The following is a 14,029-nucleotide window of genomic DNA, read 5'->3' on the forward strand; positions in this document are numbered from 1 at the left end:
CGGGCGAGCATACGGTGCGCGGCGGGGCGCATCAGCGCAGGTAGGAGCGCAGCGCGCGCACCACCTGCTCGACATCGTCGGCGCGCTCGCGCGCCGAGGCGTCCGCGCGGCCCAGGTGCTCGCGCACGTGGCCTTCCAGCACCTCGGCCATCAGCCCGTCGACGGCGCCGCGGATCGCGGCGATCTGCTGCAGCACGGCGGCGCAGTCGACCTGCGCATCGAGCGCGCGCTCCAGCGCCTCGGCCTGCCCCTTGATGCGGCGCACGCGCGCCAGCAGCGGCTTGCGGTGGTGAATCGTGTGGGCCATGGCATCTCCTTCGTGTCGCAATATACTGGGGTGCAGTATATGAACACGACACCGATCCACACCGTCGCCGAACCACGGCACAGCCACGACTTCGCCGACGCGGACCCGCTCGCCGAGCGCAACACGCGCCGCGCGGTGCTGCTGGCGGCCGCGATGATGGTGGTCGAGATCGTCTGCGGCATCGCCTTCAACTCGATGGCGCTGCTCGCCGACGGCTGGCACATGAGCTCGCACGTGCTGGCGCTCGGCCTCTCGGCGCTGGCCTACCTGGCGGCGCGGCGCCTCGCGCACGACCGGCGCTTCGCCTTCGGCACCTGGAAGATCGAGGTGCTGGGCGGTTACACCAGCGCGCTGCTGCTCGTCGCGGTGGCCGTGCTGATGCTGTGGCAGTCCATCGAGCGCCTGGTCGAGCCCCTGCCCATCCGCTACGGCGAGGCGATCAGCGTCGCCGTGATCGGGCTGGCCGTCAACCTGGCCTGCGCGTGGCTGCTGAAGGACGGGCACGGCCATGGCCACGGGCACCACCACCACGACGACCTCAACCTGCGCTCCGCCTACCTGCACGTGGTGGCGGACGCGGCGACCTCGGTGCTGGCCATCGTGGCGCTGTTCGGCGGCATGCTGTGGGGCGCCGACTGGCTCGACCCGCTGATGGGCATCGCCGGCGCGATGCTGGTGGCGGTGTGGGCCGGGGGCCTGCTGCGCGAGGCCGGCCGCGTGCTGCTGGACGCCGAGATGGACGCGCCGGTGGTCGAGGAGATCCGCGAGGCGCTCGCGGCGGGCGAGGCCGCGGCCGAGATCGCCGACCTGCACGTCTGGCGCGTCGGCAAGGGGAAGTACGCCTGCATCCTGGCCGTGATGACTTCAGCCGATGTCGGGCCGGAGTACTTCCGCAAGCTGCTCGCGGTGCATGAGGAATTGGTGCACGTGACGGTGGAGGTTCGCCGGCAGGCACCGTAGCCGAGAGGGAGCGGAAGAGACTCATGGACGACGCTTCGAAGAAAAGCGAACTTCCGGTGCTGGCCCAGGCGCGAGAAATCCTCGCCGAATATGGTCAGCCGATGACGAAGTTCAGCACGCTTGCGGGTCTGCTGATCACCTGCGTCTACTTCATCAAGTCGGGCGCCATGCCGTTGGACAGCCTGTCGAGTCTCGGCGCCCTGGCCCTCGTGGTTGCCGTGGTCGCGCTGTTCACCGCTCTGATGTTCCTGGTTCTGTGGGTGACGCCGCCAGCGATCACCCTGTTGTTTCAGCGAGAGGACCCCAGCGGATGCCTTCTGCGCTGGTTTCAGTACCGTTCCGACGGCAAGGTCCTGACGCTCGTGCAGCAGCGGGGTCGATTGCTGCTCTTTGCCGGAGTGACTTGCGCTGCGGTGTGGGTATGGCTGATTGCCTGGAGCCTGCCGGACATCTTTGCTGGCGAAGCGGTGCGATGGGGTTCGAGGCTTGCCACGGCCCTGGCAGTCCTGATCCTGTGCTGGCACTACATGAGGCCTTCGATTCCGGAGGCAGACAACCGGACCGGCAGAAGCAGGTCGTGGCTTCAGTTCTTCTTCGTGCTTGCCTATGGAGCAGTGAGCCTCTACCAGCTATGGCTGTTCATCCTCCTGCTGACGACTTCGGACTTCCGGCACGACGACCGCGCGCCCGTCATGTGGGGGCTGTTGACGGGCGGATTGTTGGTCGTCATCGCCGTGAACAGCATCGGACTGGGTGTGTGTCAGCACTTCAAGGGCTCGCGCGCCATCGGCATGTTGGCCGCGGTGGGGCTCTGTTCGCTGCTCCTGCTTTTGACGTTGCTCGGATCGTCGGCGCGGCTGCTCGACGGCCTGATGAGCTTGTCGACGGTGCGAGTCGGCAACACGACCCTGGCCCTCGACGGCAAGGCCTGCGCCGCGGTGCGGATGCTCCGCGTGGCGGCCAAGCCGGCCGGCGACAACTGCCTGCTGGAAAACGTCACGCTGATATCGCGTGTCGGCGAGCGGTGGGTGGTTGCATGCGATCGCAGCGATACCGTGGTCGAGGAGCCCATGCGCCGACGACGCAGGAACTTCCAACTCGACGCCAAGAGCGTGCAAGCGCAGATCGATGCCAGCGCCGAGGTTCGGGAACGCACCGGCAAATCACCCTTGTGCAGCTAGGCGCGCAAGGACGAGCAGTCGGCGCCGGCAATCCTGGCGGAAGAGGTGGGATTCGAACCCACGAACGGTTGCCCGTTGCCGGTTTTCAAGACCGGTGCAATCGACCACTCTGCCACTCTTCCGCGAAGGCGCGGATTGTCTCACCCCGGCGCCTGCGCCTGCTCGCACGCCACCTGCACCACCTCGCGCCGTCCGCCGTCCACACGCACAGCGGTCAGCGCGCCGCCCCACACGCAGCCGGTGTCCAGCGCCAGCAGGTCGGGCCGGTTGACGAGGCCGAGTGTCGACCAGTGGCCGAAGGCGATCGGCACGCCCTGCGTGCGCCGCCCCGGCGCCTCGAACCACGGCGTGCAGCCCGGCGGCGCGCCGCCGGCGCCTTCCTTGCTCTTCAGCTCGAGCGCGCCGCTTGCATCGACGAAACGGGTGCGCGTCAGCACGTTGATGATGAAGCGCAGCCGGTCGTTGCCGGCGAGCGCCGGGTCCCAGCGGCGCGGCTCGTCGGCGTACATCGTGTGCAGGAACTCGCCCAGCGCGTCGCCGCGCAGCATCGCCTCCACCTCGGCGGCGCAGGCCAGCGTCTGTTCGAGATCCCATTGCGGCACCACGCCGGCGTGCAGGCACAGCCAGCCGGCCTCCATCACCGCCATGCGGCGCTGGCGCAGCCAGTCCAGCCAGGCGTCGCGGTCGGGCGCGGCCAGCACCTCGGCCAGCGTGTCGCTGCGGCGTGTCTTGTGTCCGCCGCAGGCCACGGCGAGCAGGTGCAGGTCGTGGTTGCCGAGCAGGCAGGTGGCGGCGTCGCCCAGCGCGCGCAGGCGGCGCAGCGTGGCCAGCGAGGCCGGCCCGCGGTTGACCAGGTCGCCCAGCACCACCAGCCGGTCGCGCGAGGGCGAGAAGCCGATCGCCGCCAGCAGCCGCTCGAAGGCGTCGCAGCAGCCCTGCACATCACCGATGAGGTAGATCATGCGGGCGATTCTGCTACGCTGGCTGTTCCACCACCGCCGAATGCGCCCGCACATCGCACGCAAACGCCCTGCATGGACGTTGCCCTTCTGATCTTCCTGATCCTGCTCAACGGCCTGTTCGCCATGTCCGAGATGGCGCTGACGGCCGCTCGCAAGGCGCGGCTGCAGGTGATGGTGGAGTCCGGCGATGCCGGCGCGCGGCGCGCGATGGAACTGCACGAGCACCCGACCAAGTTCCTCTCGGTGGTGCAGATCGGAATCACCTCGATCGGCGTGCTCAACGGCATCGTCGGCGACGCGGCCTTCTCGGCGCCGTTCGCCACCTGGCTGCACGAGACCTTCGCCATCCACGACCGCGCCGCCGACATCACCGCGACGGCGATGGTGGTGGTGGTGATCACTTTCCTGACCATCATCTTCGGCGAGCTGGTGCCCAAGCGCCTCGGCCAGATGTACCCCGAGGCGGTGGCGCGGCTGGTGGCGCGGCCCATGGAGTGGCTGTCGATCGCGACGCGGCCCTTCGTCAAGCTGCTGTCGTTCTGCACCGAGGGCACGCTGCGCCTGCTCGGCATCCGCGCCGTGCCCGATCGCTCGGTGACCGAGGAGGAGATCGCCGCCAGCCTGGTCGAGGGCGTCGACGCCGGCGTGATCGAGGCGCAGGAGCACCAGATGGTGCGCAACGTGTTCCGCCTCGACGACCGGCAGGTCGGCTCGATGATGATCCCGCGCGCCGAGATCGTCTGGATCGACGTGAACGCCACGCGCGCGGAACTGCTCGCCGTGCTGGCGCAGGAGGGCCACACGCGCTATCCGGTGTGCCGCGGCGGGCTCGACGAGGTGATAGGCGTGGTCAGCGCGCCGCGGCTGCTGCGCCAGGCGATGGAGGGCCGCGAGCTGTCGCTGGCCGACAGCCTGGAGGCGCCGGTGTTCGTGCCCGAGACGCTCTCCGGCATGGAACTGCTCGAGCACTTCAAGGCCTCGTCGACGCAGATCGTCTTCGTGGTCGACGAGTACGGCGCGGTGCAGGGCATGATCACCGTGCTCGACGTGCTGGAGGCCATCACCGGCGAGTTCACCACCGCCGAGCCGGGCGATGCCTGGGCGGTGCGGCGCGACGACGGAAGCTGGCTGTTCGACGGCCTGATCCCGGTGCCCGAGCTGAAAGACCGCCTCGAACTGAAAGAGCTGCCCGAGGAAGACCGCGGCCGCTACAACACGCTGGCCGGCATGATCATGCTGCTGCTCGGCCGGCTGCCGCACGTGGCCGACAGCGTCGAGTGGGACGGCCTGCGCTTCGAGGTGGTGGACATGGACGGCAAGCGCGTCGACAAGGTGATGGTCAGCGCGCTGCCGGCGCGCGCGCAGGACGAAGGGGGCGGGCATGCAGCGCAGTGACGATTTCGAGCGCGGCGCGGCGAACCGCCGCGCGGTGCTGGGCGACGAGTGGGTCGATCGCTCGCTGGGCGGCACCACGCAGTTCAACGCCGATTTCCAGGACCTGGTGACGCGCCACGCCTGGCTCGACATCTGGGGCCGCCCGGGTCTCGACGTGGTGACGCGACGGCTGCTGGTGCTCGGCATGACGATGGCCGCGGCGCGCTGGGAGGAATTCGAGCTGCACTGCAAGGCCACGGTGCGCGCCGGCGTGCCGCTGGAGAAGATCCGCGAGACGCTGATGCAAGGCGCGATCTACTGCGGCGTGCCGGCCGCCAACACCGCCTTCAAGATCACGACGCAGATTCTGCGCGACGAAGGCAGGCTGCCGCCGGCCGCGCCGCTGACGCCGGGCGTGCGCGCGGCCGTGCACCACACCTTCAGCGCGCCGCAACTGCGCGTGGCGATCCAGGGGCAGGGCGTGCCGGTGCTGCTGGCCCACGCGCTGGGCGCCGACCTGCACCTGTGGGACGAACTCGCCGCGACGCTGGCCGCCGCCGGCTGCGAGGTGCTGCGCTACGACCAGCGCGGCCACGGCGGCTCGGCCGCGCCGGCCGGGCCCTATTCGATGGACGCGCTGGTGGACGACGCCGCGCGCCTGGTCCGCGAATGGGGCCGCGGCCCGGTGGTGTTCGTCGGCATCTCGATGGGCGGCATGGTGGCGCAGGGGCTGGCCGTGCGCCACCCCGGGCTGCTGCGCGGCGCGGTGATCGCGCACAGCAGCGCGCGCTACCCCGACGAGGCGCGCGCGATGTGGGCGCAGCGCATCGCGCTGATCGAACGCGAGGGCCTGGCCGCGATCGCCGAGGTGACGATGGAGCGCTGGTTCACGCCCGCCTTCCGCGCCGCGCGGCCCGAGGTGGTGGAGCGCACGCGGCAGGCGCTGCTGCGCACCAACCCTGCCGGCTACGTCGCCTGCGCGCAGGCGGTGGCCTCGGTCGACTGGCTGGACCGCCTCGCCGCGGTGAAGACGCCCGCGCTGGTGATCGCCGGCGCGCACGATGCCGGCGCGCCGCCGGCGATGTCGGAGGCGATCGCCGCGCGCATCGCCGGCGCCGAGCTGCTCGGCATCGAATCGGCGCACATCGGCGTGCTCGAGCAGCCGCAGGCGTTCGCGCAGGCGGTGCAGGCCTTCATCGCCGGCCGCTGCGGCGGCTGAGCCGGCGGGCGGGCCGGCTCAGGCCCGCGCGCGCGCCACCGCGTCGGCCACCGCCAGCGCCGTCATGTTGACGACGCGGCGCACCGTCGCCGCCGGGTTGAGGATGTGCACCGGCGCCTTCGCACCGAGCAGCACGGGCCCGACCGTCACGCCCTTGCCGCTGGTCACCTTCAGCACGTTGAAGAGGATGTTGGCGGCGTCCAGGTTGGGCAGGATCAGCACGTTGGCCGCGCCGGCCAGCGTGGCGTCGGGCACCATGGCGTTGCGCAGGTCCTCGTTGAACACCGCGTCGCCCTGCAGTTCGCCGTCGGCCGGGATGTCGGGGTGGCGCCGCACGAACAGGTCGCGCGCGGCGCGCATCTTCAGCGCCGAGGGCCGCTGGCTGCTGCCGTACATCGAGTGCGACACGAAGGCCACCTTGGGCGGCACGCCGAAGCGGCGCAGCTCGTCGACGGCCATCGTGGCGATGTCGGCGAGCTGTTCGGCGCTCGGGTCGTCGTTGACGAAGGTGTCGGCGATGAACAGCGTGTGCTTGTCGAGCATCAGCGCGTTCATCGTCGCCCAGCAGCGCGCGCCCGGCGCCGCGCCGATCACGTCCTTCACGTTGGCGAAGTGCGCGTCGAAGCGACCCACCAGGCCGCACAGCATCGCGTCGGCGTCGCCGAGGTGGATCATCAGCGCGGCGATCGTGGTGTTGGAGCGCCGCACCGCGGCCTTGGCCATCGCCGCCGTCACGCCGTTGCGCGCGTTCAGCCGGTGGTAGGCCTCCCAGTACTGGCGGAAGCGCGCGTCGTCCTCGGGGTTGACGACCTCGACGTCGCGCCCCGGCACCAGGCGCAGACCGGCGCGCTCGATGCGCGCGGCGATCACCGCCGGCCGGCCGATCAGGATGGGCTTGACGAGCTTCTCGTCGAGCGCCGTCTGCACGGCGCGCAGCACGCGTTCGTCCTCGCCCTCGGCATAGGCCACGCGCTTCGGTTCGGCGCGCGCCGCGGCAAATACCGGCCGCATGAACATGCCGGTGTGGGTGACGAAGCGCGTCAGCGACTGCCGGTAGGCCTCCAGGTCGGCGATCGGCCGCGTCGCCACGCCCGAATCGGCCGCCGCCTTGGCCACCGCCGGCGCGATGCGCAGGATCAGCCGCGTGTCGAAGGGCGTCGGGATGATGTAGTCGGGCCCGAAGCGCAGCTCGCGGCCCGAATAGGCCGAGGCCACCTCGTCGCTGATCTCGGCCTTGGCCAGCGCGGCGATCTCGCGCACGCAGGCCACCTTCATCTCCTCGGTGATGGTGGTCGCGCCGCTGTCCAGCGCGCCGCGGAAGATGTACGGGAAGCACAGCACGTTGTTGACCTGGTTCGGATAGTCCGAGCGGCCGGTGGCGATGATGCAGTCGGGCCGCGCGGCGCGCGCCAGCTCGGGGCGGATCTCCGGCTCGGGGTTGGCCAGCGCGAGGATGATCGGCCTGTCGGCCATGGTCTCGACCATCTCCGGCGTGATCGCGCCGGCCGCCGAGCAGCCCAGCACCACGTCGGCGCCGGCCATCACGTCGGCCAGCGTGCGCGCGGCGGTCTTCTGGCGGTAGCGCTGCTTCGATTCGTCGAGCCGGTCTTCGCGGCGGTCGTGGATCACGCCGCGCGAGTCGCACACGAAGATGTTCTCGCGCTTCACGCCCAGCGCCACCAGCAGGTCGAGGCAGGCGATCGCCGCCGCGCCGGCGCCCGACACGGCGAGCTTGATGTCCCCGATGCGCTTGCCCACCAGTTCCAGCCCGTTGAGCACCGCGGCGGCCGAGATGATCGCGGTGCCGTGCTGGTCGTCGTGGAAGACCGGGATCTTCATGCGTTCGCGCAGCTTGCGCTCGACCAGGAAGCACTCGGGCGCCTTGATGTCCTCGAGGTTGACGCCGCCCAGCGTGGGTTCGAGCGCGGCGATGATCTCGACCAGCTTGTCGGGGTCGCGCTCGGCCAGTTCGATGTCGAACACGTCGATGCCGGCGAACTTCTGGAACAGGCAGCCCTTGCCCTCCATCACCGGCTTGCCGGCCAGCGGGCCGATGTCGCCCAGGCCCAGCACCGCGGTGCCGTTGGTGACCACGCCGACCAGGTTGCCGCGCGAGGTGTAGTCGGCCGCGAGCGCCGGGTTCTCCTCGATGGCCAGGCACGCGTAGGCCACGCCGGGCGAGTAGGCGAGCGAAAGGTCGCGCTGGTTGGACAACGGCTTGGTCGGCGTGACGGCGATCTTGCCGCGCACCGGCGCGCGGTGGTATTCGAGCGCGGCGTCGCGCAGCGCCTGCTCGGCGCTCGACAAGGGCTTGCTGTTCCTTTCCATGAGAGGTCTCCTGAGGCACGGGGCGACGCGATGGTGCGCCTTCGCGCCGGGCGCGGCATCGGCGTTTCCCACGAGGCGCGCGGGGCCGCCGGCGCTTCAGCCCAGCCAGGTTTCCAGTTGCGCGTAGACCTCGGCGCTGGAGAGCAGCTCGAGGTGGCCTGTGCCGTAGGCCGTCCACTGCCGGTCCGGCGCGAAGGCCAGCGTGAGCGCGGCTTCGGCGTGCCGGCCGAGCGCGCTGTCCAGCGGCACCAGGCCGTCGCCGAGCAGCTTCTCCTTCAGCGCCCGGCCGGGCGCGCCCAGGCAGGCCGCTGCGGCGCAGCAGCGCACGCCCTCGGGCAGCGGCAGCCCTGACAGGCCGTGGCGCAGGTCGGTGATGCCGGCGCTGCGCACGCGGCCGAGGCGCGCGAACGGCGTGGCATAGGGCGTGGCGCCGAGCACGGTCTCGACCCAGTGGCCGGCGCGCTCCAGCGGCGCGCCGTGGTGTGGCGTGCCGAGGAAGACCAGGTCGTCGAGCCGCTTCGGCCAGGCCATGCCGGCGCGCATCGCCGCATCGACCGCGCTGCGCGCCACCAGCCCGCCCATGCTGTGGCCGATGATCGCCAGCCGTTGCAGCGGCACCGGCCACTCCGCGAGCAGGGTTTCGAGCCGCTGTGCGAACGCCAGGCCGTTGGCCGCGATCGGAAGGCCGCTGTTGTAGCGCAGGTAGATCGGCGTCCAGCCCAGGTCGCGCGCCAGCGCGGCGCCGTGGTCGTGGCCGTTGCGCAGCCACTGGCGGTCGTTCATGCACAGCCCGTGCAGCAGCACCAGCGCCCGCGGCCCGGGCACGGCGGCGCAGCGCAGTTGCATGGCCTGCACCAGCGGGTTGCCGCTGGCCGCCAGGTAGTCGCCCAGCACGCCGTTGAGCGCCGCGACGATCGCGTCGCGCTCGGCGCCGTCGCCGTAGCGGCCCAGCGCCGGCGCGATCACGCCGAGCAGCGCGTCGACGCTGCCGCCGGCCACGCGCGTGACGCCGCGGATCGTCTTGTAGACCAGGCCGGTGATGCCGCCGGTGCGGCCGTCGAGCGCGGCGCCCGAGCCGGGCAGGCGCGCGATGCGCTCGTGCATCGCCTCGACCAGGTCGGCCAGCCCGGCGGTGGCGTCTGCGGCGAGGCGGGCGGCGCCGCGCAGGTCGGCGCCGGGGGAGGGCGTGTCAGGCATGCGCCGCAGTATCGTCGACGAACAGCGCCGCCAGCAGCGCGCCGCGCCGCGCACCGTCCATCCACACGAAGCGCCCCGGCGGCGCCTCGCTCGCGTCGGCCCGCGCCTCGGCCAGCGCGGTGTCGGCGTCGCTCAGCACCACCACGCGCGCGAGGCGCGGCGCGCGCGCCAGAACGCCCAGTTCGTGACGGCAGCCGCGGTTGTGCGCCTTGAAGCTGCGCAGGTCCATCAGCACCACGTCGCTCACGGCGACCAGCGCGGCCAGCGCGGGCTGCCAGGTGCTGTCGTGGCAGTAGATCTCGTTGACGCGGTGCCGCCCCTCGGCATCGGGCGCCAGTTCGAAGGCGGCGATGCGCGCGCCCACGTCGGCGGGCCGGCGCACGAAGCGCTCGCCCAGCCGGCCGTCGAGGAAGGCGAAGATGTCGCCGGCATCCAGCGTGCGCTCGACCAGGTCGGTGCCGGCGATCAGGACGGTGTTGCCGCTCGCGCGCCAGCGCTCGATGACGTGGTCGAACAGCGCCTGCACCTGCGCATCGCGCTGGAACACGCGCAGCACCAGCAGCGTCGGCGGCCGGCCGCCGCTGCCGCGTGGCCGGCCCGCGAGCACGAGCACGACGGGAATCCAGGCCAGCGGCAGCAGCATCAGCAGCGCGGCCGCGCCCAGGGCGCTCCAGGCGCCCAGCGCGGTCAGCAGCAGCACGATGCCCCACACGGCGGTGAACAGCACCATCAGTTCGGACAGCCAGCGCCGCGTGTACGCGGCGGCCAGCGCGCGCCCCAGCCACCGGGCGGGCCACCAGGCGACGAGCCAGGGCGCGAGCACGAAGAACAGCAGCACCGGCTCGGCGCCGATCGCCTCGGGCAGCGCCGCCAGCCACTGCGGCCGGTTCGCGACGATCCAGGCCAGCGCATCGGCGCCGGCCACCGAACCGGCCACCAGCAGCACGAACAGCGGCAGCAGCCAGGGCGCGATGGCGCGCGTGGCGCCGCCCAGGCACAGGGCGCCGATCAGCAGCATCGGCGCGCCGATCTCGGCGACCAGATAGCCGAGCACCAGGGGAAGCGGCTGCGACTCGACGGCGCGCCAGAAGAGCAGCGCAACGGCGCCGGCGAACCACAGCGCGAGCGCCGCGGCGACGCGCCAACGCGACCAGCGCCACAGCAGCCCGAGCGCCGGGATCACCGGCCAGAGGTTCAAGGCCGTGAGCGTGGCCAGCCGCGCTGGCGCCAGCAGGTTCTCCCGCGCCATCACGACACCGAGGAACAGCCATGATCCCGTCAGCGAGATCAGCGCCGACATCAGCATCAGCAGCGCGGCGATGCGCCACATGGTGCGGCGGTTGTCGTCCAGCGTGACGGGCGCCGGCGGCGCCCGCGCCGTGAGCGCAGCGGGGCCGGTGTCGGTGGCTGCGTCGGCGCCGCCGCTTGGCAGGCTCATCAGCCGCTTCATCGCGGCGCGGTAGCTGCGCGCCATCAGCCAGGCCGCGATGACCGACAGCAGTGCCACGGCCAGCACGATGAAGAGCAGCTTGCCGCTGGTGTTGTCGTCCATGGGCCGGAGCCTCAGGCGGGCAGCTCCCCCGCCACGCTGCGCTCCAGGTTCTGCAGCCAGGCGCGGTCGTCGGCGTGGCGCGGCTTGCTCAGCCAGGCGTCGACGCCGGCGGGCAGTGGCTCGGGCGCTTCGTCGCCGGACAGCACGAAGATGCGCATCGCGCGGCCGCCCTGGCCTTCGCGGCGCCGCTGCATCACGTCGGCCACCAGTTCGGTGCCCGAGGCGCCCGGGCCCATGTTGAAGTCGGTCACCAGCACGTCGAACTCGCGCTGCGCGAGCAGCGCGCGCGCCGCGTCGGCGCCGTGCGCCGTCTCGACGCTGAAGCCGCGCGCGCGCAACTGCTCGGCGAACACCAGCAGGTTGACCGCGTCGTCGTCCACCAGCAGCAGGCCGGGCGCCGCGCGGCCGGCCGCGGCCGAGGGCAGGGCGCGCGCCTCGCGGGTGCGGATCACGACGACGAACTCGCTGCCCTGGCCCGGATCGCTGCGCACGCTGATGCGGCCGTCGGCGCGCTCGACGAGCTGCTGCGCGATCGCCAGCCCGAGCCCGCTGCCGCCGTTGCGGCGCTCGACGCCGGGGGCCTGCACGAAGCGGCCGAACAGGCTCTCGCGCACCGCCGCGCTCATGCCCGGGCCGGTGTCGCGCACCGACAGCGTCAGCTCCCAGAGTGCCTCGCCCAGCGCGCGGCCGTGCAGCGTGACCTCGACCTCGCCGTGTTCGGTGAACTTGACGGCGTTGGCCACCAGGTTGTTGACCACCTGCTGCGTGCGCTGCGGGTCGAGCATCAGCAGCGGCAGCGGCGGGTCGACGTGCACATGCAGCGCCACGCCCTTGGCGGCGGCCAGCGGCTCGAAGGCGCTGGCGATGCCGGTGATCAGCCGGGCGGCATCGGCCGGCTCGGGAACGATCTCGAGCCTGCCGGCCTCCAGCCGCGCCATGTCGAGCAGCGTGTTGAGCAGCTCGACGAGGCGATGCGCCGAGGCCAGCAGCGGGTCCAGCACGCGGCGCGCGGCGGCCGGCAGCGTCGGCTGCCGGTCGAGCAGGCGCAGCCCGGCGGTCAGCGCCACCAGCGGCGTGCGCACCTCGTGGCTCATGTCGGCGACGAAGTCGGCGCGGGCGCGCGCCTCGGCGTTGGCGCGGTCGCGCTCCTCGCGCAGCGCGTTCTGCGAGGCGCGCAGGCGGCGCGCCGACCAGGCCGAGCTCAGCCACAACACCGTCAGCCCGACCAGCAGCGGCACCACCACCAGCGCCACCGGCCGCCAGTCGACGCCGACGTGGATGTTGGTGCGCAGCAGCGAGTTGGCGAGCATGCGGCGCTCGTTCTCGGGGATGCGCGCGAAGCCGGCATCCAGCGCGGCGGCCAGCTCGCGGCGCCCGGGGGCGACCATGAAGTACAGCTCGCTGGGGTTGTTCTCGACGAAGCCGGAGACCTGCAACTGCCCGACATAGCGCGTCGCCACCAGCCCGGCGGCGACCTCGACGTTGGTGATGCCCGCATCGGCCTGCCCGGCCGCGACGGCGGCGAGCACGGCGGTGGCGGTCGGCACGACGTTCAGCCGCACCGCCGGCGCCTCGCGGACGATCGCCGGGATCAGGTAGTGCTCCTCGTCGATCGCCAGCGTGCGCCCGGCCAGCGAGCTGAGCGTCGGCCAGCCGCCGTCGAGCCGGCTGATGATGGCCGACGGCGTGCTGTAGTAGGGGCCGACGAACAGCCCGTCGCGCAGCCGCTCGGGCGTGCGCACCGCGGCCACCACCACGTCGGCCTCGCCGCTGCGCAGCGCCTGGATCGCCGCGGCGAAGCTCGGCTTCGCGGCGAAGCGGTAGGGCAAGCCGGCCGCCGCGGCGCTGCGCCGGAACACCTCGATGGCCAGCCCGTCCGCGCCGCCGTCGGCCTTGGTGTGGGTGATCGGCGCGAAGCTGGCGTCGTAGGTCACGCGCAGTTCGCCGACGGCCGGCGGCGGCCCGGCCGAGGCGATGGCCGGCGCCGCCGGTGCCAGCGCCAGGTAGGCCGGCTGCCAGCGCCGCTGCATCTCGGCGATGCGCGCCGGGCCGAGCGCGCGCAGCGCGCCGTCGAGCGCCTCGGCCAGTTGCGCGTCGCCCGCGGCGAAGGCGAGGTCGGCGTCCTCCAGGCGCGGCGTGCCGAGCACGCGCAGGTTGGCGAGCTGCTCGCGTTCGATCACGTAGTGCGCCGGCGCGAGCGTGCCGCGGTAGACGTCGGCGCGGCCGTCGGCGACGGCGCGCAGCGCCTCGGCGGTGCTGTCGACCTCGAGCCGCCGCACCGCCGGGAAGCGCTCGCGCAGCATGCCCTGCGCCGGGTAGCCGCGCTCGACCGCGACGGTGCGGCCGCCGAAGTCGTTGGCCTCGGAGAAATCCGTCGTGTCGCGGCGCGTGATGTAGGCCACCGGCAGGCGCAGCACGGTCTGCGTGAAGTGCAGCGCCGCCTCGCGCTGCGGCGTGCGCGAGACCGAGCTGAGCAGGTCGACCTCGCCGGCGCGCGCCGCGGCGACGGCGTGGTCGTAGTCGTCGAAGGGCACCGCCTCGATGCCGCGGCCGAGCGAGGCCGCGGCGGCGGCGAGGATGTCGGCCGAGGCGCCGGTGTGGCGGCCGCGCGCGTCGATGCCGTCGATGGGCAGCCACTCGCGCACCACGCCGACGCGCCAGGGGCGCGCCGCGGCGGCGTCGGGCGCGGCGACCACCGGCGCGCCGGCCGGCAGAAGGCACAGCACGGCCAGCCACGCGCCCGCCACTCGGCTCGACCAGCTCATCGGGTCACTCCATTTCCATCCGGAGAGGTCGGGCAATGGTAGCCGGCCGCGTGCCGCGCCCGGAAAGCAGGAGGCCCGCACAAGGCGGGCCTCCGAGAAATGGTGCCGGTGAAGAGAGTCGAACTCCCGACCTTCGCATTACGAATGCGCTGCTCTACCAACTGAGCTACACCGGCGAAAACGC

10 protein-coding genes and 2 tRNA genes are annotated in these 14,029 nt (G+C 72.4%); 4 read left to right on the forward strand and 8 right to left on the reverse strand.

The genetic code is table 11. From position 1 onward, the window contains the following. Positions 1 to 31: 31 nt before the first annotated feature. The gene (locus tag QM792_RS07580) at positions 32 to 307 is read right to left on the reverse strand and encodes a metal/formaldehyde-sensitive transcriptional repressor (protein WP_415148900.1); all 276 of its coding nucleotides are present in this window, start codon (positions 305 to 307) and stop codon (positions 32 to 34) included. A gap of 39 nt (positions 308 to 346) precedes the next feature. On the opposite strand from QM792_RS07580, the gene dmeF reads away from it, so the two are divergent. Then, positions 347 to 1,267: a CDF family Co(II)/Ni(II) efflux transporter DmeF gene (gene dmeF, locus QM792_RS07585; protein ID WP_415148901.1), complete on the forward strand. Its 921-nt coding sequence runs from the start codon at positions 347 to 349 to the stop codon at positions 1,265 to 1,267. Between the two features lie 23 nt (positions 1,268 to 1,290). Further along, positions 1,291 to 2,448 (forward strand): hypothetical protein, encoded by a 1,158-nt coding sequence (locus QM792_RS07590; RefSeq protein ID WP_415148902.1) that lies wholly within the window; start codon positions 1,291 to 1,293, stop codon positions 2,446 to 2,448. Positions 2,449 to 2,482: 34 nt separating this feature from the next. Here QM792_RS07590 and QM792_RS07595 read toward each other — a convergent pair. After that, a tRNA-Ser gene (locus tag QM792_RS07595) sits at positions 2,483 to 2,570 on the reverse strand. An 18-nt stretch (positions 2,571 to 2,588) separates the two neighbouring features. Further along, the gene (locus QM792_RS07600) at positions 2,589 to 3,410 is read right to left on the reverse strand and encodes a symmetrical bis(5'-nucleosyl)-tetraphosphatase (protein ID WP_415148904.1); all 822 of its coding nucleotides are present in this window, start codon (positions 3,408 to 3,410) and stop codon (positions 2,589 to 2,591) included. A 72-nt stretch (positions 3,411 to 3,482) separates the two neighbouring features. Between QM792_RS07600 and QM792_RS07605 the strand changes: the two genes are divergently transcribed. Together QM792_RS07605 and QM792_RS07610 are read left to right on the forward strand one after the other, a co-directional pair. Beyond that, positions 3,483 to 4,805, forward strand: coding sequence for a hemolysin family protein (locus QM792_RS07605; protein WP_415148905.1), 1,323 nt, complete (start codon positions 3,483 to 3,485; stop codon positions 4,803 to 4,805). Then, positions 4,792 to 6,003, forward strand: coding sequence for an alpha/beta fold hydrolase (locus QM792_RS07610; protein ID WP_415148906.1), 1,212 nt, complete (start codon positions 4,792 to 4,794; stop codon positions 6,001 to 6,003). The genes QM792_RS07605 and QM792_RS07610 overlap by 14 nt, the downstream gene beginning before the upstream one ends. 18 nt (positions 6,004 to 6,021) lie before the next feature. Here QM792_RS07610 and QM792_RS07615 read toward each other — a convergent pair whose 3' ends face one another. The 5 genes from QM792_RS07615 to QM792_RS07635 form a co-directional block, all read right to left on the reverse strand. Further along, positions 6,022 to 8,331: an NADP-dependent malic enzyme gene (locus QM792_RS07615; RefSeq protein WP_415148908.1), complete on the reverse strand. Its 2,310-nt coding sequence runs from the start codon at positions 8,329 to 8,331 to the stop codon at positions 6,022 to 6,024. 96 nt (positions 8,332 to 8,427) lie between these two features. Then, positions 8,428 to 9,528, reverse strand: coding sequence for an esterase/lipase family protein (locus QM792_RS07620; RefSeq protein WP_415148909.1), 1,101 nt, complete (start codon positions 9,526 to 9,528; stop codon positions 8,428 to 8,430). Continuing rightward, positions 9,521 to 11,080, reverse strand: a complete 1,560-nt coding sequence (locus QM792_RS07625; protein ID WP_415148911.1) for a hypothetical protein — start codon at positions 11,078 to 11,080, stop codon at positions 9,521 to 9,523. The genes QM792_RS07620 and QM792_RS07625 overlap by 8 nt, the downstream gene beginning before the upstream one ends. Before the next feature lie 11 nt (positions 11,081 to 11,091). Further along, a complete protein-coding gene (locus QM792_RS07630; RefSeq protein WP_415148912.1) occupies positions 11,092 to 13,845 on the reverse strand; it encodes a transporter substrate-binding domain-containing protein in 2,754 nt (917 codons plus the stop codon). Between the two features lie 100 nt (positions 13,846 to 13,945). Continuing rightward, positions 13,946 to 14,021, reverse strand: a tRNA-Thr gene (locus tag QM792_RS07635). Positions 14,022 to 14,029: the final 8 nt, after the last annotated feature.

The organism is Piscinibacter sp., from assembly GCF_047600445.1.
In the GTDB taxonomy this organism is placed as follows: domain Bacteria; phylum Pseudomonadota; class Gammaproteobacteria; order Burkholderiales; family Burkholderiaceae_C; genus Piscinibacter.

Bases quoted from the DNA above. Each gene is read 5' to 3' on its own strand.
- QM792_RS07580 (WP_415148900.1), bottom strand. From the start codon at position 307: ATGGCCCACACGATTCACCACCGCAAGCCGCTGCTGGCGCGCGTGCGC.
- dmeF (WP_415148901.1), top strand. From the start codon at position 347: ATGAACACGACACCGATCCACACCGTCGCCGAACCACGGCACAGCCAC.
- QM792_RS07590 (WP_415148902.1), top strand. From the start codon at position 1,291: ATGGACGACGCTTCGAAGAAAAGCGAACTTCCGGTGCTGGCCCAGGCG.
- QM792_RS07600 (WP_415148904.1), bottom strand. From the start codon at position 3,410: ATGATCTACCTCATCGGTGATGTGCAGGGCTGCTGCGACGCCTTCGAG.
- QM792_RS07605 (WP_415148905.1), top strand. From the start codon at position 3,483: ATGGACGTTGCCCTTCTGATCTTCCTGATCCTGCTCAACGGCCTGTTC.
- QM792_RS07610 (WP_415148906.1), top strand. From the start codon at position 4,792: ATGCAGCGCAGTGACGATTTCGAGCGCGGCGCGGCGAACCGCCGCGCG.
- QM792_RS07615 (WP_415148908.1), bottom strand. From the start codon at position 8,331: ATGGAAAGGAACAGCAAGCCCTTGTCGAGCGCCGAGCAGGCGCTGCGC.
- QM792_RS07620 (WP_415148909.1), bottom strand. From the start codon at position 9,528: ATGCCTGACACGCCCTCCCCCGGCGCCGACCTGCGCGGCGCCGCCCGC.
- QM792_RS07625 (WP_415148911.1), bottom strand. From the start codon at position 11,080: ATGGACGACAACACCAGCGGCAAGCTGCTCTTCATCGTGCTGGCCGTG.
- QM792_RS07630 (WP_415148912.1), bottom strand. From the start codon at position 13,845: ATGAGCTGGTCGAGCCGAGTGGCGGGCGCGTGGCTGGCCGTGCTGTGC.